The sequence below is a fragment of the Ensifer aridi genome (genome assembly GCF_002078505.1).
Classification (GTDB): domain Bacteria; phylum Pseudomonadota; class Alphaproteobacteria; order Rhizobiales; family Rhizobiaceae; genus Sinorhizobium; species Sinorhizobium aridi.
The window spans coordinates 26027-48794 of the sequence record NZ_LUAV01000019.1 but is presented as its reverse complement, the minus strand read 5'-3'; the positions used below and the strand labels follow the sequence as shown (position 1 = coordinate 48794).

Genomic DNA, 22768 nt, shown 5'->3' with positions numbered 1-22768 from the left:
CCAAGTTTGGCTTGGGAAAGAAGGCGTTACAAGCTAACAGCCAGGTTGTAGTATTCGGATCCACTACAGCAACAGTGAGCGCAATTTCATCAATGGATATCAGGCGTTTCAAATCGTTTGTCGTGATCGTCGATACGGGCAGCATTACGAGAGCCGCGGATATCCTCCACATCGCACAGCCTGCGCTCAGCCAGCAGCTAGCCGCCCTGGAGGAGCACTTCGGAACGAAGCTCCTCACAAGAAGCCAGCAGGGTGTCGTCATGACGGACGCGGGCGCTCAGGTCTATCGCCACGCTCAGATCATCCTGCGGCAGATGGAGCAAGCGCATGCCGATGTGGTGGCTGCGGGAAAACACCTTGCCGGCCGCGTTTCCGTTGGATTGACGCCATTCAGCAGCGCGGCGACCCTGTCGTTCGAACTTCTTGCGGAAACAAGGCGGCGTTATCCCGGCATCGTGCTTCACCTCACCGAGAGCGTCGGGCAGACCTACAGCCAGATGCTGATGAACAATCGACTAGAAATCGCATTGATCCACGGTGCCGGTCCGATGAAGGGCCTGCGGTTCGAACCGCTTCTCAGGGAGGATTTCTACCTCGTCGCGCATGAGAAGTTCGGTATCGAGGCCGGCGATATACCTGTTCCGATTTCGGCGCTCGAACCGCTGCCTTTTTTGATGCCGCCGGCCTACAACTTCGTGCGACGCGCGGTGGAGACCGCTTTCGCGAGAAGCCGGGCGGATTTGACGGTGATCGGGGAGGTCGAGGTTATCCGGACGCTGACGCGAGCGGTGGGGAGTGGTCTCGGTGCGACGGTCATGCCCAAGGCCGTGGCGGATCGTATTGTCGCGGAAGGGGCGGGCCCGACCATCTGCCGGAGCATCTCACCGAAAATCGAAGAGACACTCTCCCTGTGCGTGTCGGAATACGCACCGCTGTCGGAGCCCGCCATAGCGGTGCAGGCGTTGCTGCGCGAACTGACGGAGCGGCTGAAGCAGTAAGCGCCGGAACCGCTCAAGCTCCCACATCTTACCTAAGATCACTGCAGAACTGCGCGATCCGATCGCAGCCGTCCGCAAGTTTCTCCATGCTGGTCGCGTAGGATATGCGGAAGAACGGGCTCATGCCGTAGGCTGCGCCCTGCACGGTCGCGACGTGCTGCTCATCGATGAGCGCCATGACGAAGTCCGTGTCGGTTTCGATCCTGCGCCCCGACTTGCTCGTCCTGCCGATCAGCCCCGCGATGCTCGGAAAGAGATAGAAAGCGCCCTCCGGCCTATGGCAGGTCAGGCCCTCGATGCCGGCGAGCCTGTCGAGCACGAAATCACGTCGCCGGCGATAGATCGCGGCGCGCTCCTTCAAGAGATCCTGCGGTCCGTCGAGCACTGCCGCCGCCGCGGCCTGGGTGATCGTCGAGGTGCCGCCGCTGTTTTGGCCGTTGACGTTGCTGATGGCTGCAATGAGGTCCTTCGGCCCGCCGCAGAAACCCAGGCGCCAGCCCGTCATCGCGTAGGCCTTGGAGGCACCATTGACCGTCAGGACCCGCTCATAAAGCCGCGGCTCCACCTCGGCGATCGTGCAGAACTCGAAGTCGTCATAGACGAGATGCTCGTACATGTCGTCGGTCATGATCCACACGTCAGGATGACGCAGCATGACCTCGGCAATCGCCGCCATCTCCTTGCGCGAGCAGGCGGCGCCGGTCGGATTATTGGGGAAGTTGAGGAACAGCCATTTCGTCCGCGGGGTAATGGCCGCTTCCAGGTCATCGGCGCTGAGCTTGAAGCCGTTCTCCTGGCTGCATGCCACGGAAACCGGCACGCCCCCTGCGAAACGAACGATGTCGGCATAGCTGATCCATGCCGGGGACGGAATGACGACCTCGTCCCCCGGATTGCAGGTTGCAAGGACCGCATTGAAGATCACCTGCTTGCCGCCACCGGAGACGAGAATCTGGCTGGGCTCGTAATCGAGATTGTTGTCGCGCTTGAATTTGCGGGCGATGGCCGCCTTGAGGGCCGGCGTACCGTCGAGCGGCGGATATTTGGTGTCCCCCGCCAAGGCCGCGGCATGGGCGGCCTCGATTGCATGCGGCGGCGTCGGGAAATCCGGTTCGCCTGAGGACAGAGAAACGACGTCGATGCCCCGCGACGCGAGGTCACGGGCACGCTGCGTCATCGCGGCAGACGCGGATACGGAGACATTCTTGAGACGGTCGGCGAGGGTCGGCATGGATTTCTCGTCTTTCAGCTTCGTTGACGGTGTCAGATTTTCTCACGCCGAAAAGTCAGCGTGGATTTGACGCGAGGACTTCACGGGCGGGCGCGATCGTCGCTCCGGCAGCCTCGATCTCACTGCGGACGATGCGGGCAAGCTCGAGCGAACCCGGCGTATCGCTGTGGACGAGGATCGAGCGGGCGCGAACCGTAATCACCTGGTTGTCGATCGTGGTTACCGTCCCACTTTCGAGGAACTGCCGCACCCGAGCACGAACCGCCGCCTCTTCTTTCAGGACGGCGTTCGGCAATTTGCGCGAAACGAGCTGTCCATTGGAATCATAGGCCCGGTCTGCCAGGAAGAGCGTGAGGGTTCTCAACCCGGCACGGGTGGCCGCTCTTTCTATTTCGGTATCGGGCATGGAGAAGACGATGAGCTCGGGGTCCACCGATCTGATGGCTTGCATGATCAGGTCGGCAAGCGCGGCATCGCGGTTGATCATGTTGCCCATCGCCGCGTGGAACCCGATATGCGCGACCGGGACTCCTTCGGCCTTGGCGATCGCGGTCAACGCCCCTAGCTGGTAAAGGACCTGCTGGCGCATCTCATCCGCCTCGACAGGCATTTCCCTGCGCCCGAAACCGAGCCGGTCGGGGAAACCCGGGTGCGCGCCGATGCCGACCCCGCGGGCCTTTGCCAGCCTCACCATCCGCGCCATCGTATCCGGGTCGCCGGCGTGAAAACCGCATGCGATGTTCGCCGACGATACCACGTCCATGAGCGCTTCGTCGTCGCAGAGCCGGTAGGGTCCGAAGCCCTCCCCCATGTCCGAATTCAAGTCGATCTTCATCCTTGCCTCTTCTGTCTTGGCTTTCTCAGCGCACGAACTATCGGCGCGACATCGCCGCCAATGCCTGGGTGAGTATGGGCACCGTGCGACGAATATCGTCGAGATAGGCCTGTACCGCCCGCTCTGCGCCGCGCGCCTCGGCGACGCTCGATTGGACAAACCGGATGCGGCTGCCGATCCGCGCCTGGCCCAGCCGCCACAGGTCGACGTCGATAACGCCTGCTATCTTGGGATAGCCCCCGGCGGTGTTGGCATCGCTCATCTGGATGATCGGCTCGCCCGACGGCGGCATTTGCACGACTCCGGGAACAACGCCGTGCGAACGCAACTCAACGGGAGAGGCAAGCCTGATGGGCTCGCCCGAGAGCCGGTACCCGGTACGGTCGCTTTGCGAGGAGATCTTCCACGTCTGCGACCAGAAGCGTTCGGCCTCGGCACCGAACAGAGCGTATTCCCCGGCGGGAATGGCTCGCACCACCAGCGTGCCGTCCTCTGAGGCCGGAAAGTGTTCGGCAAGCGCGGTTTCGGGCGGCATGGCGCCGAATCCGCCCTGCGGCACCGCACACGCACTGATGCTGCCAATCGCCAATCGGTCATTCGCCGCGAGGAAGCGGCCGTCGAGCCCTCCGAACCCACCTCGAAGCGAGGTGCTGCGCGATCCCATCACCGGCTCGACGTCGATCCCGCCGGCAAAGCTGAGGTAAGCGCGCGCGGAGCGCCGTGGCGTTTCGAGTTCAAGCACCTGTGCGCTTGAAACGGGAATTGCCCACCAGGGCGGGAGCCGCCGTCCGTCCAGACGCGCATCGCAGTCCGCGCCGGTAATCGCGACTGTCATGTCCCTCTCGAATCGAAGGCGAAACGGAAAGGTCTGGACTTCGACAGTGGCCTCCCCTTCATCGTTGCCGACAAGCAGGTTGCCCACCATCAGGGCAAGCCGGTCCATCGCGCCGCTTGAGGTCACGCCCGCGTTGCGGAAACCGAAACGGCCGAGGTCCTGCACCGTGTTCAGCGGACCGGTTTGAAGAACTTCGATCACAGTTCGATCCTCTCGGGAAGGAAGCGGACCCGATCACCGGGATTGAGCAGCGCCGGCGGGGTCTTTGCCGGGTCGAACATTTGCATTTCGGCGAAGCCAATCGAATTCCAACCGTTTGGTCCCGTCAGAGCCGACACACCCGTCTGCATGCCGCCGATCGTCACCGTTCCCTTGAGCATCCTGAGGGACGGCACGGTCTTGCGCGGCATGTAGATACGTGGATCGAGCCCGTGCAGGTATCCAAAGCCGGGCGCGCTTCCGAGTGCGACAACCGTGTAGTTGCCCTGCCAGTGCAGCCGCACGACCTCTCGATCGCTCAGTCCCGAATAATCGCAAACGGCCGCAAGGTCGGTTGCATGCTCGCCGCCGTAGGTGACTGGGATTTCGACCGTCTTTCCGGTCAGGTCGACACTGCGCGCGCAATCCCATTCGTGCCTCAGGCGAGCCTGCAACTGCTCCGGTTCCTCAGGCGTCTGCTTGAGGATCACGAGCAGGTTCGTGACGCCGGGAACGATTTCCCGAACCTCGGGCCACGTCTCGACCGCATGCGACAGGGCCCAGATCCGCCGCTGTGTCGGGAGGTCGAACCCCCCCGGCGCCTCTATGAGGTAGGCGCCCGTGCCGATCATGGAGATCTTCGGCTCGTCGGCTGTTGCGGGCGTCGGGAGAGCTTTGCCTTGCATGAAACTCATTGTGCGGGCTCAATCAGAAAAACGCTGTCGCCATAGCCGACGAGGTCGCCAGACTCGACCGTGCAGGCGTCCAGTGTCCCCGCCTCTTCGGCGCAGATCGGCATGATGAGCGGTCCGACCCTGACGAAGCCGACGATTTGCTCCGGTAAGACGGAAGCACCTATGGTCGCTTCTGCGGCCTCGCGTGCCGGATGCACGGGCAGGAAGTGCCCTGCGATCGGTGCCTTGGCAGGCCTCACACTGGCAGGCTCCGTCGGAACCAACACAAGCCGATCCATGCCGGCGCCATGCGATGTGGTATCCTCGCCGGCCACGATCCGGACGAGCCGGCCGTCTCCCGTCTCGATCTCGATCGAAGCCACACCGGCGTTTTCGAGCCAGAGCGCGATCTCCTCCAGGGTCGCCGGATCCAGTATTTGCTCGGCGAGCGATCCGCTCTTTCGCTTACGACCCTTCGTCATTTCTTTCGCTCGCCCAGCCACTTCTCAAGGTAATGGATATCGGTCTCGCCGGCGCAGAACCCAGGGTCCTCGAAAAGCTCCTGATGGAGCCGAAGATTGGTCGAGATCCCGTCGATTCTGGTGTCCGCCAACGCCACCCGCATGCGGCGGATGGCCTGATCTCGCGTCGGCGCGTGGACGATCAGTTTGGCGATCAGGGAATCGTAGTGCGGCGATACCTTGTAGCCCGCCGTCACATGGGTATCGACGCGGACCCCAGGCCCTCCGGGAAACTCGGCGGCGTTGATCCTGCCGGGCGATGCAGCGAAGGTGAACGGATCTTCAGCATTGATCCGGCATTCGAAGGAATGGCCATGTGCTGCCACATCGACTTGTGAAATCGTCAATGGCAGCCCCTGCGCAACGCGAAGCTGCTCGCGCACGATATCAATGCCCGAGGTCGTCTCCGTTACCGGGTGCTCGACCTGAAGGCGCGTGTTCATTTCGATGAAGTAGAACTCGCCGTTCTCATAGAGAAACTCGAAGGTTCCAGCTCCCCGATAACCAATCCGGCGGCACGCATTTGCACTGCGTTCTCCCACCGCAGCGACGATATCGGCGGGGATGCCGGGCGCAGGTGCTTCCTCGACCACTTTCTGATGGCGCCGCTGCATCGAGCAGTCTCGATGGCCGAGCCACACGGCATTGCCGTGCTCGTCACAAAGCACCTGAATTTCGATGTGGCGTGGGTGCTCGAGGAATTTCTCCATGTAGAGGTCCGGCCTGCCGAATGCCCTTCGAGCCTCCTCGCGGGTGACCGAAACGGCATCGCTGAGCGCCGAGGGATCGTGCACGACGCGCATGCCCCGGCCGCCACCGCCGCCAGCCGCCTTCACGATCACCGGATACCCGATGCTGTCAGCAATGGTCTCGATCGATCTGATGTCTTCGGGAAGCGCCGCATCCGGACCGGGCACGCATGGAACACCCGCTTCGATCATTGCCCGTTTGGCAGCGATCTTGTCGCCCATCGTGCGGATCGCCGAGGCGGGTGGTCCTATGAAGATGAGGCCCGCGCGCGCGACGGCTTCGGCGAAAGCCGCGTTCTCCGAAAGAAATCCGTAGCCCGGGTGAATAGCGCCGGCGCCGGTCGCCCGGGCGGCAAGCAGGACCGCGGCCTGGTTGAGGTAACTTTGGCCTGGGGCGGCAGGTCCGATGCAGACAAACTCGTCGGCCGTCTTCCGATAGGGCGCGTCCCGGTCGGCGTCTGAACAGATCATGACAGTACGCAGGCCCAGCTCACGGCATGCGCGTTGAACACGCATCGCGATCTCGCCGCGATTGGCGATCAGCAGCTTGTCGAACCGACGCCCGCTTTCCCCCTGAGACTGCATCTGACCGGCCGACATCATCCGATCTCCATCAGCGGCTGTCCCGCTTCCACGTCCTGACCATCGTTCGCGAAAATGCGGGTAATCGGCCCGGCCTTGTGCGCAGCGACGGTATTGAAGACCTTCATCGCCTCAACGATGCAGAGGCTTTGCCCCACCACGACGACGTCTCCCAGCTCGACGAAGGCGGGTGCTCCGGGGTCGGGCGACCGATGCAGGACGCCAAATACGGGCGCCACGACAATTTGGCCGTCGACCGCCCGACTTTGGCTCCCATTGTTCTCGTCAGCAGCGATCGCCTCTGCTTGGCGGCTGCCTTTCGGAATTGGGTTTGATGAGTTTCGTTTGAACGAGCCACTCGATATCCGAATGGTGACACCGTCCTCGCTCACCATCAGTTCGGAAACGCGCGAACGGCCGACAAATTCAATAAGCGTTCTGATCGTTTCCAGATCCATCCCGTTCCCACCCACTCATCGCTTTCGAGCCATCTTCTGGATGACCATTCAGATCGCTGGCCGATTAGGCCAACGATCAAACGAAGCGACTGGGATAGTTACACGACGGCTCCATTGATGGGGGCACACAAAGTTTCTATGGCAGTGCCCTGGTGAGGTGGTGCGCACAGACGGGAACGTTCCTCGCTTTTGAGACTTGAGGCACTCCTGGGGGTACGGCTGCTGTCCATCTGTGGACGTATATGGACCCCCGCCCGATTGCAACAGTCGGCTGGATCAGGATCATTGGTCACAACTGCTGACGTATATCCGGCTTCGTGATGCGGCTGGACAACGTCTTCGCCGCGAGCCTCGATGGGTTTTCGCCCGCTTCCACCTCAAAGCCCCGGTGACATTGGCTACCGCCATGCCGGACCACAGATCAGGTTCGGGAAGCGACGGGGTGACCGTTTTTCGATCTCCTGCCATTTGCTGCAATTGCCGGGGTGAGACCTCCTTTGCTTATTCGCGGCTTGGGCTCAGGCCGCCTTCACCGACAGCGCGGGCTCGTAAGCGGTGTCGTCCGAGAGCATGGCCCACACGATCCGCGCATTTTTGTTGGCAAGCGCAACGGCCGCGACGTTGGGATGCCGCCGTTGCCGCATCTTGCCGAGCCAGAGGCTTCGTGGGTCCTGCTTGCCGCTAGCCCGGCTTAAAGCGGCGCGAGCGCCGTGAATCATCAGTGTGCGCAGATAGCGATCGCCGCGTTTGCTGATGCCGAACAAACGGGCTCGCCCTCCACTGGATCGCTGCTTCGGCACCAGGCCAAGCCAGGCCGCGAACTGGCGGCCGTTCTTGAAGGAGGTTCTATCGCCGACGGCGGCGATCAAGGCCGTTGCCGTCACAGGGCCGATGCCTTCGATCTTGCCAAGCCGTTGGCACTGCTCACTGGTGCGGAAGATTTCCCTTATCCGCCGGTCATAGGTTGCAATGCGTCGATCAAGCTCGGCCAACTCCGCCTGCAGTTCCCTCATCAGCGCTTGGACCATCTCGCTGAGGCCGTCATTGACGCTCCCCACGATGAAGGCAAGGCCGCGCCGCAGCTGCGCGATGTCACGGGCAATGACAATCCCATGCTCGGACAGAAGACCGCGGATCTGGTTGACGAGCCTGACCCGGTCGGCGACCAGACGCCGGCGAATGCGATGGACGGCTTGCACCGCCAGCTGATCGGTCGATTTCCGTGGCACAAAGCGCATCGACGGCCGGCCGACCGCTTCGCAGATCGCTTCCGCATCGTTCCGGTCGTTCTTGTTCGACTTGACGTATGGCGTCACGAACTGAGGACTGATCAGCCGCACCTGATGGCCGAGCTCGGTGAGCACGCGAGCCCAGTAGTGCGCCCCGTTCGAAGCCTCCATTCCGACCAGACACGTCGGCAAATTGGCGAAGAAGCGGGACACCGCATCGCGACGCAGCCTCTTTCGCACAACGACTTTCCCGTGCTTGTCGACGCCGTGAACCTCGAAGACATACTTCGCCAAATCCAAACCTATCCGAACGACCTGCATGATATCCTCCTTCATCGCAGTTGACGTTCGAGATTCCACCGCGTCGCGAGGGCGGGGTCCATACCATTGCCCCGTGGACAGCCCTGGTTCTCCCGGCCCCGTCTCGCCGACTGTTGTGCCATACCCTCCTTCGACCGACCACGTCTCCGACGGCCTCAGTCCCGTCCGGCTTACGCCGGAACCGCGGCCGGAGCTCGGTAACTCTCCTGCTTCATGAGCAGCGCCCAAACGATCCATGCCAACTTGTGGCGAGCGCGACCGCCACCAGCATGCGCGGTTTGCGCGCCAGCATCTGTTCCAGCCAAGAGCCCTTCGGTGCGCCGCGCCTTGCCGCCTGTTTTATGACCGCCATGCTGCCGATGATGAGCAGACGCCTGAGCGTGCGCTCGCCCATTTTTGAGAACGCGCCGAGTTCCAGGCATGTCAGACCCATTCGATGCTGCCCGTCATCTCGTTGCTTGTCTGCCAAGCAAAGCGGTCGTCGAGGTCCTCTTCGATCACCCCGGCCGCGTATAACTGATCGAGGAGGTCGGCGACTGCGAGCACGCTGGTTCCGTCCGTCGTGACCCGCATAACCAGCTCGGAGGCTGTGCAGTTACCGCATGCGATCAGATCGCCAACGGAAATCGGAGCGACGTCGTCGAGCACTCGGTGTTCCCTGCTGCGTGAGCGGAGATCGAAGTACCGGTTCCCTGCTTTGTATTGCAGATCCCTGCGGAAGCGGAGCGGCAGGTCGGGGGCTGGGCTCTCGAGCATACGCTGATCGATCATGCTCTGTAGTCCCTCACGGAACTCGTCACGCGTCCTGAAGAAACATTGACCCACGATGCGGTACCCGAGAGGCCAGCGTTCGCTACCCGGTACCGGCGTCACCAGTTGAATACGTCCCTTCGGTATATTTACGAGGAAGCCGGAAACACAGGCGATCGTCGACGGAGAGCCTTCCGGCAAAGCGACCCCGAGCTTCTTCTTCCGCCCGCGCGCGCGCCCGGTGAAAGCCTTTGCCGTCGGCCCCTCTTTGCCCTGCAGGATGAGTTCGACCCCCAGCAGCTCCTCAGGCGAAAACGCCATGTGAATCTGATTGAGATGTTCCGTGCTCAGCACTGAAAAACGATTCATCGTAGTGCCATAAAGGTCAAAGAGTCCGAGCACGCGCCTGGTGAGTGCCTTATCCTTGAGCGGTGCGGCCGTCGTTGTTTGCGGCAATGCGCCCGTGATCTGATAATAGTCGAACAGAAAGTGGTCGTAGTGTGGGTTGTCCATAGGCTCTGTGGCCCAGTAGCAGAAGCCAGTACGGGCTGCCGAACCAAACATCTCGCTCGCGACACCAACCACGCCGCGCCAAAGCGCTGCATGCTCTTTGCTATAGTCGTAATAGCCTTTGAAGCGATCGGCCGAGAGGCCACAGAACCAGCAACCGACGCTGCAGCCTTCGCTCAGCTCAAAAGCGAGGATGGGGTGCGTGATCGAGGGCGCCGAACCGCCCAATTCGTCGTTACAGCGCCGGATTTGGCGCTTGCGCCAGGCATGGAACCGAGGGCTGATGATTGACATTTCGCCTTGGTCTCGCAGGAGGTCGCGATGGCGCAACACTGCGCGCATATAATCGTCCCACATCATAGCCAGCGGCCATGGGGCCGACTCCGGCGTGAAGCGGTACTTCAGGTAGTCACCACGCCAGAGCGGCAGCATCTCCGCTGGGTCAACTTCGATGCCGTAGCGCTCTGTTACCGCCCGAGGGGCGTCGACGTTCTCCGAAAGCGCCGTGCGGAACTTCATGTCACCAGCCAGCCGCTCCATGAAGCGCTTTACGTGTGACAACGTGCGCCGTTGCTCCGGCGTGCGCCGGTCAAAGATCTGTCGCCAATGTTCGCCCTGAGAGTACAGGTGAGTCCTTGAAGCCGCATCTTGTAGGCCTGATGGCATGATCTCATCCGACGAGGTTTGCTTTCATGTTCTCTTTGCACCGGACCGTCCGAGCCAGTGCGGTCAGAGCTAAAAAATTACGTCAGGTCGCGACCACAACAACAACTACAACAAGCAGGACGACCGCGGCGAAGCTAGTGCCCTTTTCCGCGACTTGCACAAGGCTCGTGGGTACATCGGTAGCGTTATTGGCCAAGGCAGTAGTCTGTACAAGGCTGGTCAATGCCGCATGGCTCGAACCACGCTTGCGGCCCGCGATCGCGTCGAGCTTCTTGCTAGGTGACTTCTGTCGGCTGTTCAAACGGATGTAGCTTTGAACCTCGTCGAGCGTGATGTTGTAGTTCAGGCTCTTTCCAATCGCTACAATCGATGCAAGGCCTGTAGCCCTTGGTTTGAGGTCTTCAAGCAGACTGCCTTTTTTCCCTAAATCGTTGACGAATCGCTCTACGTCAGTTCGCGGCATAGCAAATTTCCCCCTTTGCTCAATGTTGCCAACTATCCGTCTCGCTCTCGCAAGCGATCGGATGAAGCCGTGAACAAGCAAGCACCGTACCAACCTGAAAATTTCTGATTTTGGGCGTGGTCTGACCGTACGCATTGTCAACTTGCTCTATCTTTGGCTCGAATGCCCCACACGCCCGTCCATCCGCCTTACACGCGCGCCGTCAGAATTCTCATGCTGACTGGACAGCGCGTCGAGGAGATCGCGCGCGTACATTTCGATCAATGGGATGCCAAGGAACGCATCACAGATTGGTCGACGACGAAGAATGGCAAACCGCATGCCATTCCTGTGCCTGAGATCGCGGCCGAGCTAGTCACTTGTGCCAATCGAACGGCACACTAGAGGCAACCCGGGCGTACGTCCTTCTGAGGACGTGTCCAAGGTCGAACTCGCCGTCACAATCGTCGCAGTACCAGAACAGCTTCCATTCGTGCCAGCCAACAACCACGCCCAGTTGAGATTTGTGCATGAACCGTACGTTGATCGTCATACCAGACGCGCGCGCCAGTTCGCGGATAGACGGTCCGGACACTGAGCAAATGCTTCATGGAAGCCGGCTTGAATATTCCTCGCTGGGGTTGATCAGCGGAACTCGCTGCCCGTCTATAAGGAATCCCGCCCGTAAATCGTCTGCTGTGATTGCCCACCAGCGCTCGCACGTTTGATATGTTCGACGGCTGCCAATCGAATGCGCGTATCTATCGGAGCTTCACTCATTGCGTCGTCCAGTCGGCAGCAAAAGCCCCGGTTATGAGAGAAGCGTTCATCCCAGATACCGATGCTCTCGATGCCACGACAACGCGTCGACTGATGGCGCAGCATGTCGGTTCTTGGGAGGGCGAATGGGCGTTCCCTGAAGATCATAGTAGTGCCGACCGTTATCGAAGTCAGCTTTCAGACGGCCACTGACCTCGAACCGACTATCCGGCGAGACTGTGACGTATCCCAGGTCAAAAAGCCGGTGGATGTCAGTGCGAAGGAGCAAACCGTTCGAAGCCGCGTGCTCTCCGCCGGCCTCGAAAGCACGGATGTGGGCGGCATCCAAAATCGGCAGGGTCTTTTCACCCGAGACAGCACAACGGCGTTCATAGCTATCGGTGATCGTCAGGCGAAAGGCGCCCTGCCCTAATCTCGGCTTGATCAGCGTCGGCTTGCCGAAGCGCTCAGCTATGACCGGCTCTGTATGTTGAATCTCAGGAACCGAGTTCAATCGCTCTGTGACTGCGGACCATAGATATTGCCCATCCCCTTCCTCCGCGCTGAATCCCTTGCCGGTCACGATGTTTGGCGACCAGCTAGCTGGAATAGGCAGCCAGAGCTCTTTCGGCCAAAAGAACGGCTGGGTCAGTATCCGACAACCGATGACGGGATCCTGTCGATCGTCCAGGGCAATCGGATCGCGGCGATAGCTCGCAATTCGCGCCCGCATTTCAGAGCGACTGGAAACGCCGTTCTTAACGCCAAAGGCTTCCCAGGCCAGAGACAGTGGCGCGATTGACGCGTGACCGAAAATGCCGCCGCCAACGATGAAGTTGTTTGGCGCATGCAGCTTGAAGAGGAATAGTTCGCCGGGCTGAAGCGCGCGAAACTGCGTCGTCCCGCTGGGTTGCCAAAAATTGACTTCGTCATGAGGAACAGAGGCGCTCAACTGATCGAACCAGGCCTTGTCCGTAACGCCGACGAAGAGACGAACCATGGCCTAGCCTCTCAGCTCGGCTGTGTTTTGAAGCGCCGACGTTCTGGCAATCCACATTGCCAGCGCCACAGCCCGAGAGCCAACTACTGCGGAGCATAGCTTGCAGATCGTCGTCGTCTTGTTCCTTTTCACTTCGGCGTTCCTCACGCGTCCACCGTGTCTCATGTCGCGAGCACCCGCCTGAGATCCGACAACAGCTTTTCTCGTCGGCCCTCCGAAAGTTCGGCCAAGTTGTCGACCTTCCAGCGCACCGCCGGCAAGTCCGCGGCTCCAGGCACTCCTAGCAAGTCCCACTCTGGCTCGCCGGCCTTGAAGGAGAGAAGAAAGCGCCGGTGCTCGGCAGGCATCTTGCCAACCACCTCGGCGATTAAAGCTTCACGAGCATCGTACAACGCCTCCAGGGTCACGGGCTCTTCCGTCATTCCGGCAAACCCAGCCTCGAACTCCTGCCGCAGGTCTTTGCGCGTCGGCGCCAAAACCTCCGCCATCGGCCTATTGTGGCTCAGCATGTATACAATGAAGGCGCGCCTTAGCTCATCGGATATACCCTCATTCGCGAGCAGATATCTGACATCGAACAGATCTCGCGGGTGCTGCCGATCCAAGGCGGCGACGATCTTGCCGGCGTAGAGGTCCGGGAAGGACACAACAGGCACCTCGGCATAGCCGAAGAGCTCTTCGACCCGGTCGCAAACTGCCCGTGTCTCGGGAGAGTAGACGCAGCCACGAATGACAGGTGTCACCTCGATCTTGATCTGCACACCGTCGGAGGTAACCAGCACCTTTGTTGCAGCGCCTTCGCTGTGCAGCGGCACGACCTGGGTGCGGCTGCGCGGTACATTCTCCCCTATTCGAGCAGCAATCCGTCGTATGGCAGCGTCAATGTTGGCGAGAGAAGTCGCGCGATCCTCGACCGGCAGATAGGTCAGATCGATATCGACCGACAGGCGTGGAAGGTCTCTAACGAAAAGATTGATGGCCGTGCCACCCTTCAATGCAAAGACATTCTCCTCTGCAACGAGCGGCAGAACTCGAACGAGGAGGCTGACTTGCGCGCGATAAGCTTCAGACGCCGGCATCGAGTGTCTCCGGCACAGTGATCTGATACTTGCTGTCCAGCCGACCGCCGACCACGATCTGGCGCTTACCACGACCGAGGTCGATACGTTTGAGATCGAGCCGGCCGAACCATGGATGGGCGTGTCGCTCGGCGAACCAGAGAAACAGCCTCTTCACCTTCACGCTGCGGCACGCTTCCAGCACGGCCTGAACCCGCTTCGGACTTAGAATGCGAACCGACTCCATTAGAACATCCGCTTGATGGAAGGTCTCCTGGGAAGGGAGAAGGTCAAGAAGCTCGCAAAATGCTCGCTCCGGCGCGGAGACGTCGAGCTCCCATCCCCAATGTCCCCATGCCATGCGCGTCCTTCCAGGTGCGTCGGCATCGAAGAGCTTGTCTGCCTTATGTTCGACGAACTGAGCGTCGGTCGGTATCCGCTGGACCCAGCCAGGCAGACTTCCATAGGCATAGAGGTGTATTTCTGGCTTGCCAGAAAAGCGGAGGTAGTGCGTCAGGCCTTGTAGCTCGAGGGCACTGCGGCCGCCGACGTGCACGGATTTGTCCAGAAGTCGCTGGAGCGAGATGATCACGCGCTGCCAGGCTATCGCCTGATCAACGTTGCCTGTCGGTCGCTGATAGACGCCACGAACGACACCTTCGAGCCAGCCCTGCGCCACGTACTTTTCGCGCCACTGCCGACGGTAGCCGTGTTTTTCCAGCCAAGCGGTGTCAACCACCAGCCCCTCGGGGAGCAGGCGACGAAGTTGGTTTATCTTTTCGTTCTTTTGACCTACCATTAGTGGGTGAAAATAGCACGAGTCCAAACCGCAGGACAAGTTCGGGAATTCGCATTTTCGACCCATCAATGGTAGGCATAAAAGCACAATATTCAAACCACCAAGACACAACAGGCCTGGAGGAGGAAATGGCCAAGCTGCCGAAATTCACGCTTACGCACAATGAGAAGAAGGATCGGTGGGACCTGACCAAAGACGGCGCCAGCCGTCCCACGACGACCTTCGCCACCAAAGCCGAGGCCACCAAGGTGGCGCGCTCGAGAAGGCTGTCGGCAAGGCCGGCGGATCGGTGAAAATTCAGAAGGTCAATGGCGACTTCCAGGAGGAACGGACATATCCGCGTGCCTCCGACCCCAAAAAATCACCGGGCTAATTCGTCTCCGTCTATCGTGCATCGGTGAGAGCAAACAGCATAACCCGAACCATTAACGCAGTCATAGCCGATCTTCCACCGGCCCAGCAGGAGGAAATCGAGAGGCGATATCACGCGTTGCGTCAAGTTTTGGCGCCCCCGCAGCGCGACAAGGCGCCAGACAACCTGCCGACCGGCGAAGGCACGGGTTCTCGCCTGCGCCGCCATTAATCTATTGGGACTTCCACACCCTCACCGCCTACCACCGCGAGGGCGGGAAGCCGTGATCGTCATCGTCACCAAATAGCTGCTCCGCCTCAAAGCGACCCTCGATCGCCTGCGGGGACAGGCGAGCCTCGCGCTGGGCCAAGTGCTCTCTGGTCCAAGCCAGAAACGCTGACAATCTGGGGCTCGGTTCGGCCGGAACCTTCTCGGTGAGCATGGAGATGAGACGACGGAGCCTTTCCAGTTCATCAAGTTCGGAGAGAATCGCCGCCAGTCCGGCGGTACGGCGATCCTCAACATGTTTGATACGCGCTACCAGTTCGCGGCGACGACGCTCTTCCTCGATCTTTCGCTGCTCTGCTTCTCGCCTGAGCCGATCTTCAGTTTTCGCTGCAGCAAGCACCGCAAGGCCGACAGCGATGTCACTGGCCATATTCTCCAGTCGCTGGACTTTGGCGTCGCGGAAGCTCCGGCGCGGAGCCTCGGTAAACATATACCTGCTCGAACTCAAACGAGAGCTGGCCGGTCGGATGGTAGTCCCACTCCGGAAAGCGGGGCCTATCGAAGAAAACGTCGTCCTAGGAGTTTCGCCGCGAGAGGAATTGTATCGTCTTGAACTGATCCAGAAGATTCGGCCAGCGCAGCTTGACAGTCGTCCAGGGGCCGCCGAGTTGCACGGGCTCAGCCGCAGACCCACGGTTTTGCTCGCATTTCCGGGATTTCGGCCTGAGCTTGGTACAAGGCGGAGGCCGTCACAGCTGCCATGGACTCCCGACTTGTCCCGTTTCCGGCGTGACGATCATTCGACAGTGACCGATTTTGCCAGATTACGCGGCTGGTCGACATCGGCGCCCAAGAGAACTGCCGTGTGATAGGCAAGGAGCTGCACCGGCAGCGAGAAGATCATCGGAGCGATGATCTCGTCGACGTCGGGCAGCACGATCGTGTGCATCGTATCGAGCTTCGACACCGCCGCACCCCTTCCGTCGGTGATGAGGATGATCCGGCCGCCTCGTGCCGCCACCTCCTGCATGTTCGAAACGGTCTTGTCGAAGAAACGGTCATGCGGCGCAATGACGATGACCGGCATGTTTTCGTCGATCAGCGCGATCGGCCCGTGCTTCAACTCGCCGGCGGCATAGCCTTCCGCATGGATGTAGGAGATCTCCTTGAGCTTCAGCGCGCCTTCCATCGCCAGCGGAAAACTGGTGCCACGGCCGAGGTAGAGCACGTCGCGGCATTTCGAAAGCTCGCGCGAAAGGAGTTCTATCTTCGGCTGGATGCTGTTCAACACCTGACCCATGATGCGCGGCATCTCGGCGAGGCTGCGGACGAGCACCTGCTCCTCCTCCTCATTGACCGTTCCCCGCGCCCTACCGGCGCCAATCGCGAGCGCAGCAAGCACGGCGAGCTGGCAGGTGAAGGCCTTGGTCGAGGCGACGCCGATCTCCGGACCGGCCAGGATCGGGAAGACCGCATCGGACTCCCGCGCAATGGTCGATTCGCGGGTGTTGACGACGGCGCCGATCTTCAGCCCATGTTCCTTGCAGTATCGAAGTGATGCCAGCGTGTCGGCCGTCTCGCCCGATTGCGAGATGAAGAGGGCCGCCGATTGCGGCGACAGCGGGATCTCCCGGTAGCGGAACTCGGAGGCGACGTCGATCTCGACCGGCAGACGGGCATAACGCTCGAACCAGTATTTGCCGATCAGACCGGCCAGATAGGCCGTACCGCACGCCGAGATCGCGAGGCTCGGCAGCTTGGCGAAATCGATGTTGGAACTCGGCGCGACCCGCTTGTCGATGAAGTTGACGTATTGGCCGAGAGCGTGGGCCACGACCTCCGGCTGTTCGTAGATCTCCTTCTCCATGAAATGGCGATGGTTGCCCTTGTCGACCAGATAGGCCGCCGCCATCGAAACCTGCCGCGGACGCGTGGCGATATTGCCGTCGATGTCGAAGATGTGCACGCCGGTCGTGCCGATCACTGCCCAATCGCCATCGATTAGATAGGTGATTTCATTGGTGAACGGTGCCAGCGCGATCGCGTCCGATCCCAGGAACATCTCTCCATTGCCGTGACCGATCGCGAGCGGCGGTCCGTTGCGCGCTGCCATGATGGTCGAAGGGTCGTCCTCGAAGAGGACAGCCAGAGCATAGGCGCCCCGCACGCGCTTCAGCATCGCATGCATGGCCTGCCATCGGCCCATGCCGTCCCGCCGATACTTGGCGACGAGCTGTGCCACAACCTCCGTGTCGGTCTCGGTCTGAAACTCGGCACCCGTGGCGATCAACTCATCCTTGATCTCCGCGAAATTCTCGATGATGCCGTTGTGGACCACTGCAACGCCGTCGGTGAAATGCGGATGCGCATTGCGTTCAGTCGGCGCTCCATGGGTTGCCCAGCGTGTATGGGCGATGCCGATGGCGCCAGGGAGAGGCTCCTCCTTCAGCTTGGACTCAAGATTGACAAGCTTGCCCTCGGCGCGCCTGCGACGTAGTGCTCCGCCCTCAATCGTTGCGACGCCGGCCGAATCGTAGCCGACGGTACTCCAAGCGCCTCAGCGCATTGACGAGCCGCTCCGACACCGGCTGGTTGCCGACGATGCCAACAATACCGCACATATCGCCTTTCGCGCTCCTTCCATGCCGATCGCGTCGTACTTAAACTCGAACCTGACCAGGGCTACATCAGCAGCTCCCGTATGGCTTCAGACAGCAATAATTTCTTCGACGGGCGCCACCTGTTGGTCGAACTTTCGTGCCGAGAATCGACGTCCCGTGAGACACTTCAGCGCTTTCTAATAGCACTCAACCGGTTGGAAAAATTGATTCTTTGGATCACATCCATCCAAGGCGTGGATTCACTTGCAACGTGTTTCGAGAATTTGATGCCACGTAAGGAAATCCGTTTGGTTTTGGAGCAAGCGCCGCAATGGACGACGTGCATTTCGGTGGCTGAACGCCGGCCATACGAACAGCGGAGTTTCGCCCCCTAATGGAACTCCTGCGCCGCCGCCTCATGTTCAAGAACGCAGCTACGATCGCGATCGAGATCGATCCGCGCACGTTTACGACGGAAATGGCCGAAGCCTCCGAAAGCAGCCGAGGTGTACCCGCTAGCCTCGACGTCCAGAGCTTCGATCCCATTGTCAGAAGGTGTGTGCAGTTGGAGGTACGGCACCTCACACCTTCTGTCCGGCTTTGTCGGGCCCGCTACACGGATTCCTTTAGCCAATCACCTATTTTTCTTCAGGCTAACTTGCTAACAAATAACCGTTAAGGCTGTTCATCAGTCCGCGAGCGGAATTGGCACGAATCTTGAGTGTCTTTGGTAGAGGCGGCGGGAGCTGCCGAGCTGCAGTTAGGTCGCAGCTAGCACCGAGGATTGGACAAAGCGAGGAAATGACATGTCATGTCCGCTTCAGACTTCCTACGCACAGGCAGGCCGGCAGGTCCACAACCTCCCGAAAAGGGTGCAAGAAGGAAGAGCTAAGTGAAGCGTGCGGCACTTACAGGTGTGAAGGTACTCGACTTGTCGCGGCTCGTCGCCGGCAATATGGCGACGTTGCAGCTGGCTGATTTCGGTGCCGATGTCATCAAGGTGGAACAGCCGAAGGTCGGAGACCCGCTGCGTCAATGGCGAAAAGGCAATCTCGATCTCTGGTGGCGCGAATACGGGCGAAACAAGAGAAGCCTCGCGCTAAATATCAAAACGCAGCGCGGGCAGGAACTGCTTCTGTCACTGGTCAGGCGGGCCGACATTCTCGTGGAGAACTTTGTTCCCGGCAAACTGGAGGAGCTCGGCTTGCCGCATTGCCGCTTTCTCATCGAAAACTCCCGGCTTGTTATCCTGAGCATCAGTGCGTGGGGGCAGGATGGTCCCTATCGTAATCGTCCGGGGTTCGGCACGCTCGTCGAAGCGACGAGCGGTCTTGCATCCATGCTCGGTTTCGTTGATGGTCCACCCACGCTACCCCCTATTCCGATGGCTGACATGATCACCGGAATTTACGGTGCATTTTCAGCCCTTACCGCTCTACGGCACCGCGACGCGACCGGCGAAGGCCAGATAATTGATCTTTCCCTTCTTGAGGCCATCTACTCGGTGCTTGGGCCGGTGGCCGCAGAGTACGAAAGAACGGGCCGCTATCCGAAGAGGAACGGAAACCGCTCTACCAACTCGTCACCTCGCAACACCTATGCGACATCGGACGGGAAATGGCTCGCGCTTTCCGCGTCGACACCGAAAATGGCGGAGAAGCTTTTTCAACTGACAGGGCTTGGTGATCTTCTTGATGACGAGCGCTTTGCAACCAATGAAGCCCGCGTCCGTAATGGCGACGAAACCGATCGGATCGTCGCCGAGGCACTCGGCAAGTTCACGTTGGACGAACTGATGCGCCGATTTGACGAGGCGGGCGTTGCGGGCGCGCCGGTCTATGAAGTCCCCGATTTCGTGATGGATCCGCATGTGAAGGCCCGAGGCATTCTGGCCGAGTTCGACGATCCAGAACTCGGGGCTTACAGGATGCACGCGCCGCTTCCGCGCATGAGCGCGACGCCGGGCCGGATTCGCGCGCAGGGCCCACGGCTTGGAGAGCACAGTGCTGCAATTCTGAAGGAGACTCTTGGTTTAACGCCGCAGGAAATCTTGTCGCTCGCCAGAGAAGGAGTCGTCGGCCAATGACCAGCGGGCCGTTCACCCATTCCCACCTCTGGCCGACTGCGATTACTGCCTTCGACGAAGATCAGATCCTTATCCGCGGTAGGAATGTCGTGGATTTGATGGAGACTCGAGATTTCGGCGCCGTCGCCCTTCTCCTGCTGACCGGTCGGCAGCCCACACTGGCAGAATCCGCCGTGTGGAACGCGATCATGATCGCATCGTCCGATCACGGTCCGACATCGCCTTCAACGTTTGCCGCGAGGGTCATAGCCAGCGGAAACCGCCGCGCGCCGGAAGCGGCGGTCGGAGGTGGCATTCTTGCTATCGGTGATGCGCACGGCGGCGCCGGTGAGGAGGCTATGGTTTTTCTCCAGGAGGGCTTGTCCCTAGCGCGACGGTCGGGCGGAAGCTTGCGGCTTGCGGCCAAGGAGATCGTCCGGAACCATAAAAGCGCGGGGCGCCGTCTGGCGGGCCTCGGGCATCGTTTCCATGTCGTCGATCCGCGGACCGACCGGCTCTGGTCCCTGTCGCAGTCGTTCGGGCTGTCCGGCGACGGCATCGCCCTGATGAGAGAAATCGCGACAGAACTCAGTGAAACGGTCGGACGGCCAATGCCCGTCAATGTGGACGGGGCGATCGCGGCGACCCTGACCGACATGGGATTGGCGCCCCCCGTTGCGCGCATGGTATTCATTCTGGGGAGGACCGCGGGTATTGCGGCCCATGTGCTTGAGGAGCTCGCACGGGAGAAGCCGATGCGCTTCCGATTCGGTTTCCAGTACGACGGCCCGTCGGCGGAGCAGAGCTTCAGCGGCAAGCGAGAGGAGGCTTGATCATGTCCAAAGCCAATATTCTGCGGCGCGGCATGGTACCCGGTGCGTTGGTGCATGTCATGGCGGCGTATGGCCAAGCTTGGAAGCTACATCCCCCTACATCAGGAGCAATACATGACAGTGGAATCACGAGGAGGCATCACACGCGACTCTAAGGCGTTCGAACACGTGGAGTGGAATATTCTTGGCCAGAGATATCAGACTGCGATTCGACATTCGCGTTCGAGACCAACTCCGAACCTGTGGTAGCGGAGGGTGAGCTGGACCTGAAGCTCGACGGAGAATGGCAAACGGCGAGATCCGGTGACTTGGTGCGCATGCCACGCGGCGTTCCCCATGGTTACTTCAACAAGTCGGACAAGCCAGCCAGGGCACTTTTCTGGGCGTCCCCTGCTCGCAACCTCCACGATCTGTTCAAGGTCTTGCATAACATGTCCGACGTCGAAGCGGTCATTCGCGCCTCGGCCGAACACTAAGTCGATTTCCTTCCGCCGGAAACCGCCGATTGAATTCGGTGGCAATAGCGGCGCGTGCCTGGGGCCAGATGGAGCAAGCAATTCCCGTTGTCTTGTAATAGTGTCCTGGCCCGGTTCCGGATCTGCCACAATCAACCCGCAAGGGGGCCCGCTAACAAGCTGCTGCCGCTCGGGCTTTCGCCTTCGCGATGATCGCGCCCAGCTCCGACCCTAGCCCGCGATCTGATGGTCCCGGTCACCGTCTTCGAAGTGGACGGCGTCTGCTGCCAGGCGAGATCGAGGCCTCCGACGACCTTGAACTCCTGCATGAGTTCTTTCCCGGGCCGCTGATTGAGCCGCTCCTTGTTCGTTCTCTGGGCCGTACCGGCTGCCGCTTGAGCCGGCTGCCGCAAGGGAGGCTGCGCCGTGGCTGGGGAGGCATGCACTGTTGGATCCGACAATTGCCAGCCACGCCCTTGCAGCCTTTGCTCTTCGCGGCGGTCAGGAGTGGTCCCGCGATACTCCGGGGAAGAAAAAAGGTGAGAGGCCGATCGTGAGCGATCGGGAGAAAATATGAAAAGAGAAGATATCGAGCAGTTGCGACAGCGTGTCTGTTGCTCCGCAGTGCTGGAGACGTCGGGCTTTGCTGTCGACGTCAAGGAAAGCACGCGCCGGGCCGTGAAGTTTCGCCGCGGTTCCGAAATTGTCATCGTGACGCACGAAGGTCGTGGCTGGTTCGATCCGCTCACGGACAGCAAGGGCGACATCTTTTCGCTCGTTGCGCACCTCCATGGCGTCGGGTTTGTCGAGGGTCTTGAGCGGATCGCCGCGCTTGTCGGCTTTCAGCCGTCGCTACCCACATGGCGCAAGCTGCCGCCGCACCGGACGACTGTTACGTCGATCGCCGATCGGTGGGCACCGCGCGAAAGCCCTGTCCCAGGTTCGGGGGTGTGGCGGTACTTGAGATGGGAACGCTCATTGCCTGCCGCGATCATTCAGACGGCGATCAGACAGGGTGTTCTGCGCGAGGGACCTTGCGGCAGCATGTGGGCTGCACATACCGACGAAACAGGCGCGGTGACCGGTTGGGAAGAGCGGAGTGCGAACTGGCGCGGCTTCGCAACAGGTGGAGCCAAGGTTCTTTTTCGCCTTGGTTCCTCCCCTGCTTCACGGCTGTGCGTGACGGAGGCTGCGATCGACGCGATGAGCCTTGCTGCCATCGAAGGAATGCGAGAGGGCACGCTTTATCTCAGTACGGGCGGTGGCTGGTCGCCGGCGACCGACGCCGCCCTCCGCGCGCTTGCAGCCGATACCGAAGTTCAGCTCGTTGCTGCCACGGACGCCAATTCGCAGGGCGACGCGTATGCTCAACGACTTCGGGCCGTGGCCGAAGAAATGGGCTGCGATTGGCTGCGCTTGCGGCCATCAGCGGACGACTGGAATGACGTGCTGAAGCAGCAGGAGAACGAAAAAGCGGAAAGAGGAAGGTGGACACGTGCCGCATGCCCGATCGGCGCGTCAGCGGTGAGGCTTCGCCCCGCAAAGCCGGCCCTTGACCCACCGATGCGCGATCGCGGCGGCCCTGGAGGTGTCAAGAAGGACTGAAGAGGATGGGAGCTT

General features: G+C 60.6%; 20 protein-coding genes and 4 pseudogenes. 7 read left to right on the top strand and 17 right to left on the bottom strand.

Going from position 1 to position 22768, the window contains the following annotated elements:
- Positions 1 to 92 precede the first annotated feature (92 nt).
- Positions 93 to 998: a LysR substrate-binding domain-containing protein gene (locus AYK65_RS18165; RefSeq protein WP_081159315.1), complete on the top strand. Its 906-nt coding sequence runs from the start codon at positions 93 to 95 to the stop codon at positions 996 to 998.
- A 28-nt stretch (positions 999 to 1026) separates the two neighbouring features.
- Here the strand turns inward: AYK65_RS18165 and AYK65_RS18160 are convergent, their stop codons facing one another.
- From AYK65_RS18160 to AYK65_RS18110, 11 genes and pseudogenes are all read right to left on the bottom strand, one after another.
- Entirely contained in the window at positions 1027 to 2229 is a 1203-nt protein-coding gene (locus AYK65_RS18160) for a pyridoxal phosphate-dependent aminotransferase (RefSeq protein WP_081159313.1), read from the bottom strand.
- Positions 2230 to 2284: 55 nt separating this feature from the next.
- Entirely contained in the window at positions 2285 to 3064 is a 780-nt protein-coding gene (locus AYK65_RS18155; protein ID WP_081159311.1) for a 5-oxoprolinase subunit PxpA, read from the bottom strand.
- Positions 3065 to 3101: 37 nt separating this feature from the next.
- Complete coding sequence (locus tag AYK65_RS18150) at positions 3102 to 4100, bottom strand: 5-oxoprolinase subunit C family protein (protein WP_081159310.1); 999 nt, start codon at positions 4098 to 4100, stop codon at positions 3102 to 3104.
- The gene (gene pxpB, locus AYK65_RS18145) at positions 4097 to 4792 is read right to left on the bottom strand and encodes a 5-oxoprolinase subunit PxpB (RefSeq protein WP_081159308.1); all 696 of its coding nucleotides are present in this window, start codon (positions 4790 to 4792) and stop codon (positions 4097 to 4099) included. The genes AYK65_RS18150 and pxpB overlap by 4 nt, the downstream gene beginning before the upstream one ends.
- Positions 4789 to 5253, bottom strand: coding sequence for a biotin/lipoyl attachment domain-containing protein (locus tag AYK65_RS18140; RefSeq protein ID WP_081159305.1), 465 nt, complete (start codon positions 5251 to 5253; stop codon positions 4789 to 4791). The genes pxpB and AYK65_RS18140 overlap by 4 nt, the downstream gene beginning before the upstream one ends.
- On the bottom strand, positions 5250 to 6644 hold the full coding sequence (accC, locus tag AYK65_RS18135) for an acetyl-CoA carboxylase biotin carboxylase subunit (protein ID WP_081159303.1): 1395 nt from the start codon (positions 6642 to 6644) through the stop codon (positions 5250 to 5252). Before accC ends, AYK65_RS18140 begins: the two co-directional genes overlap by 4 nt.
- Positions 6641 to 7081 carry an acetyl-CoA carboxylase biotin carboxyl carrier protein gene (locus tag AYK65_RS18130; protein ID WP_081159300.1) on the bottom strand — a complete coding sequence of 147 codons (441 nt, stop codon included), beginning with the start codon at positions 7079 to 7081 and terminating at the stop codon, positions 6641 to 6643. Before AYK65_RS18130 ends, accC begins: the two co-directional genes overlap by 4 nt.
- 518 nt (positions 7082 to 7599) lie before the next feature.
- A complete protein-coding gene (locus tag AYK65_RS18125; protein ID WP_081159337.1) occupies positions 7600 to 8631 on the bottom strand; it encodes an IS110 family RNA-guided transposase in 1032 nt (343 codons plus the stop codon).
- A 170-nt stretch (positions 8632 to 8801) separates the two neighbouring features.
- A pseudogene (locus AYK65_RS18120) lies at positions 8802 to 9043 on the bottom strand (IS110 family transposase); the annotation flags it as partial.
- Positions 9044 to 9054: 11 nt separating this feature from the next.
- Complete coding sequence (locus AYK65_RS18115; RefSeq protein WP_081159298.1) at positions 9055 to 10557, bottom strand: radical SAM family RiPP maturation amino acid epimerase; 1503 nt, start codon at positions 10555 to 10557, stop codon at positions 9055 to 9057.
- A gap of 82 nt (positions 10558 to 10639) precedes the next feature.
- Positions 10640 to 11020, bottom strand: coding sequence for a hypothetical protein (locus tag AYK65_RS18110; protein ID WP_081159296.1), 381 nt, complete (start codon positions 11018 to 11020; stop codon positions 10640 to 10642).
- Between the two features lie 145 nt (positions 11021 to 11165).
- On the opposite strand from AYK65_RS18110, the pseudogene AYK65_RS33055 reads away from it, so the two are divergent.
- Positions 11166 to 11377: pseudogene (locus tag AYK65_RS33055) on the top strand (site-specific integrase); the annotation flags it as partial.
- Positions 11378 to 11825: 448 nt separating this feature from the next.
- Here AYK65_RS33055 and AYK65_RS18095 read toward each other — a convergent pair.
- The 3 genes from AYK65_RS18095 to AYK65_RS18085 all read right to left on the bottom strand — a co-directional run bounded on the left by AYK65_RS18095 (position 11826) and on the right by AYK65_RS18085 (position 14615).
- Positions 11826 to 12758: an HNH endonuclease gene (locus AYK65_RS18095; RefSeq protein WP_081159294.1), complete on the bottom strand. Its 933-nt coding sequence runs from the start codon at positions 12756 to 12758 to the stop codon at positions 11826 to 11828.
- Between the two features lie 161 nt (positions 12759 to 12919).
- Entirely contained in the window at positions 12920 to 13837 is a 918-nt protein-coding gene (locus AYK65_RS18090; protein WP_028002761.1) for a nucleotidyl transferase AbiEii/AbiGii toxin family protein, read from the bottom strand.
- Positions 13824 to 14615: a type IV toxin-antitoxin system AbiEi family antitoxin gene (locus AYK65_RS18085; RefSeq protein WP_028002760.1), complete on the bottom strand. Its 792-nt coding sequence runs from the start codon at positions 14613 to 14615 to the stop codon at positions 13824 to 13826. The genes AYK65_RS18090 and AYK65_RS18085 overlap by 14 nt, the downstream gene beginning before the upstream one ends.
- Before the next feature lie 128 nt (positions 14616 to 14743).
- On the opposite strand from AYK65_RS18085, the gene AYK65_RS18080 reads away from it, so the two are divergent.
- The gene (locus AYK65_RS18080) at positions 14744 to 14908 is read left to right on the top strand and encodes a DUF2188 domain-containing protein (protein WP_210190407.1); all 165 of its coding nucleotides are present in this window, start codon (positions 14744 to 14746) and stop codon (positions 14906 to 14908) included.
- 318 nt (positions 14909 to 15226) lie between these two features.
- Here AYK65_RS18080 and AYK65_RS18075 read toward each other — a convergent pair whose 3' ends face one another.
- Positions 15227 to 15685 carry a hypothetical protein gene (locus AYK65_RS18075; RefSeq protein ID WP_081159291.1) on the bottom strand — a complete coding sequence of 153 codons (459 nt, stop codon included), beginning with the start codon at positions 15683 to 15685 and terminating at the stop codon, positions 15227 to 15229.
- A gap of 306 nt (positions 15686 to 15991) precedes the next feature.
- A pseudogene (gene glmS, locus AYK65_RS18070) lies at positions 15992 to 17816 on the bottom strand (glutamine--fructose-6-phosphate transaminase (isomerizing)).
- Positions 17817 to 18687: 871 nt separating this feature from the next.
- Between glmS and AYK65_RS18060 the strand changes: the two are divergent.
- The 3 genes and pseudogenes from AYK65_RS18060 to AYK65_RS18050 all read left to right on the top strand — a co-directional run bounded on the left by AYK65_RS18060 (position 18688) and on the right by AYK65_RS18050 (position 21169).
- Positions 18688 to 19881 carry a CaiB/BaiF CoA transferase family protein gene (locus AYK65_RS18060; RefSeq protein WP_081159288.1) on the top strand — a complete coding sequence of 398 codons (1194 nt, stop codon included), beginning with the start codon at positions 18688 to 18690 and terminating at the stop codon, positions 19879 to 19881.
- Positions 19878 to 20693, top strand: coding sequence for a citrate/2-methylcitrate synthase (locus AYK65_RS18055; protein ID WP_081159286.1), 816 nt, complete (start codon positions 19878 to 19880; stop codon positions 20691 to 20693). Before AYK65_RS18060 ends, AYK65_RS18055 begins: the two co-directional genes overlap by 4 nt.
- A 114-nt stretch (positions 20694 to 20807) precedes the next feature.
- Positions 20808 to 21169, top strand: a pseudogene (locus AYK65_RS18050) (cupin domain-containing protein).
- A 131-nt stretch (positions 21170 to 21300) separates the two neighbouring features.
- Here the strand turns inward: AYK65_RS18050 and AYK65_RS32460 are convergent.
- A complete protein-coding gene (locus AYK65_RS32460; RefSeq protein WP_172402012.1) occupies positions 21301 to 21477 on the bottom strand; it encodes a hypothetical protein in 177 nt (58 codons plus the stop codon).
- A 244-nt stretch (positions 21478 to 21721) separates the two neighbouring features.
- On the opposite strand from AYK65_RS32460, the gene AYK65_RS18045 reads away from it, so the two are divergent.
- Complete coding sequence (locus tag AYK65_RS18045) at positions 21722 to 22753, top strand: DUF3991 and toprim domain-containing protein (RefSeq protein WP_081159284.1); 1032 nt, start codon at positions 21722 to 21724, stop codon at positions 22751 to 22753.
- Positions 22754 to 22768: the final 15 nt, after the last annotated feature.

Excerpts from the sequence above, each read along its gene's own strand:
- AYK65_RS18085 (WP_028002760.1), bottom strand. The coding sequence starts at position 14,615 with ATGGTAGGTCAAAAGAACGAAAAGATAAACCAACTTCGTCGCCTGCTC.
- AYK65_RS18045 (WP_081159284.1), top strand. The coding sequence starts at position 21,722 with ATGAAAAGAGAAGATATCGAGCAGTTGCGACAGCGTGTCTGTTGCTCC.
- AYK65_RS18075 (WP_081159291.1), bottom strand. The coding sequence starts at position 15,685 with ATGTTTACCGAGGCTCCGCGCCGGAGCTTCCGCGACGCCAAAGTCCAG.
- AYK65_RS18140 (WP_081159305.1), bottom strand. The coding sequence starts at position 5,253 with ATGACGAAGGGTCGTAAGCGAAAGAGCGGATCGCTCGCCGAGCAAATA.
- AYK65_RS18130 (WP_081159300.1), bottom strand. The coding sequence starts at position 7,081 with ATGGATCTGGAAACGATCAGAACGCTTATTGAATTTGTCGGCCGTTCG.
- AYK65_RS18110 (WP_081159296.1), bottom strand. The coding sequence starts at position 11,020 with ATGCCGCGAACTGACGTAGAGCGATTCGTCAACGATTTAGGGAAAAAA.
- AYK65_RS18055 (WP_081159286.1), top strand. The coding sequence starts at position 19,878 with ATGACCAGCGGGCCGTTCACCCATTCCCACCTCTGGCCGACTGCGATT.
- AYK65_RS18090 (WP_028002761.1), bottom strand. The coding sequence starts at position 13,837 with ATGCCGGCGTCTGAAGCTTATCGCGCGCAAGTCAGCCTCCTCGTTCGA.
- accC (WP_081159303.1), bottom strand. The coding sequence starts at position 6,644 with ATGATGTCGGCCGGTCAGATGCAGTCTCAGGGGGAAAGCGGGCGTCGG.
- AYK65_RS18080 (WP_210190407.1), top strand. The coding sequence starts at position 14,744 with ATGGCCAAGCTGCCGAAATTCACGCTTACGCACAATGAGAAGAAGGAT.
- AYK65_RS18155 (WP_081159311.1), bottom strand. The coding sequence starts at position 3,064 with ATGAAGATCGACTTGAATTCGGACATGGGGGAGGGCTTCGGACCCTAC.
- pxpB (WP_081159308.1), bottom strand. The coding sequence starts at position 4,792 with ATGAGTTTCATGCAAGGCAAAGCTCTCCCGACGCCCGCAACAGCCGAC.
- AYK65_RS18125 (WP_081159337.1), bottom strand. The coding sequence starts at position 8,631 with ATGCAGGTCGTTCGGATAGGTTTGGATTTGGCGAAGTATGTCTTCGAG.
- AYK65_RS18165 (WP_081159315.1), top strand. The coding sequence starts at position 93 with ATGGATATCAGGCGTTTCAAATCGTTTGTCGTGATCGTCGATACGGGC.
- AYK65_RS32460 (WP_172402012.1), bottom strand. The coding sequence starts at position 21,477 with ATGCAGGAGTTCAAGGTCGTCGGAGGCCTCGATCTCGCCTGGCAGCAG.
- AYK65_RS18115 (WP_081159298.1), bottom strand. The coding sequence starts at position 10,557 with ATGCCATCAGGCCTACAAGATGCGGCTTCAAGGACTCACCTGTACTCT.
- AYK65_RS18160 (WP_081159313.1), bottom strand. The coding sequence starts at position 2,229 with ATGCCGACCCTCGCCGACCGTCTCAAGAATGTCTCCGTATCCGCGTCT.
- AYK65_RS18095 (WP_081159294.1), bottom strand. The coding sequence starts at position 12,758 with ATGGTTCGTCTCTTCGTCGGCGTTACGGACAAGGCCTGGTTCGATCAG.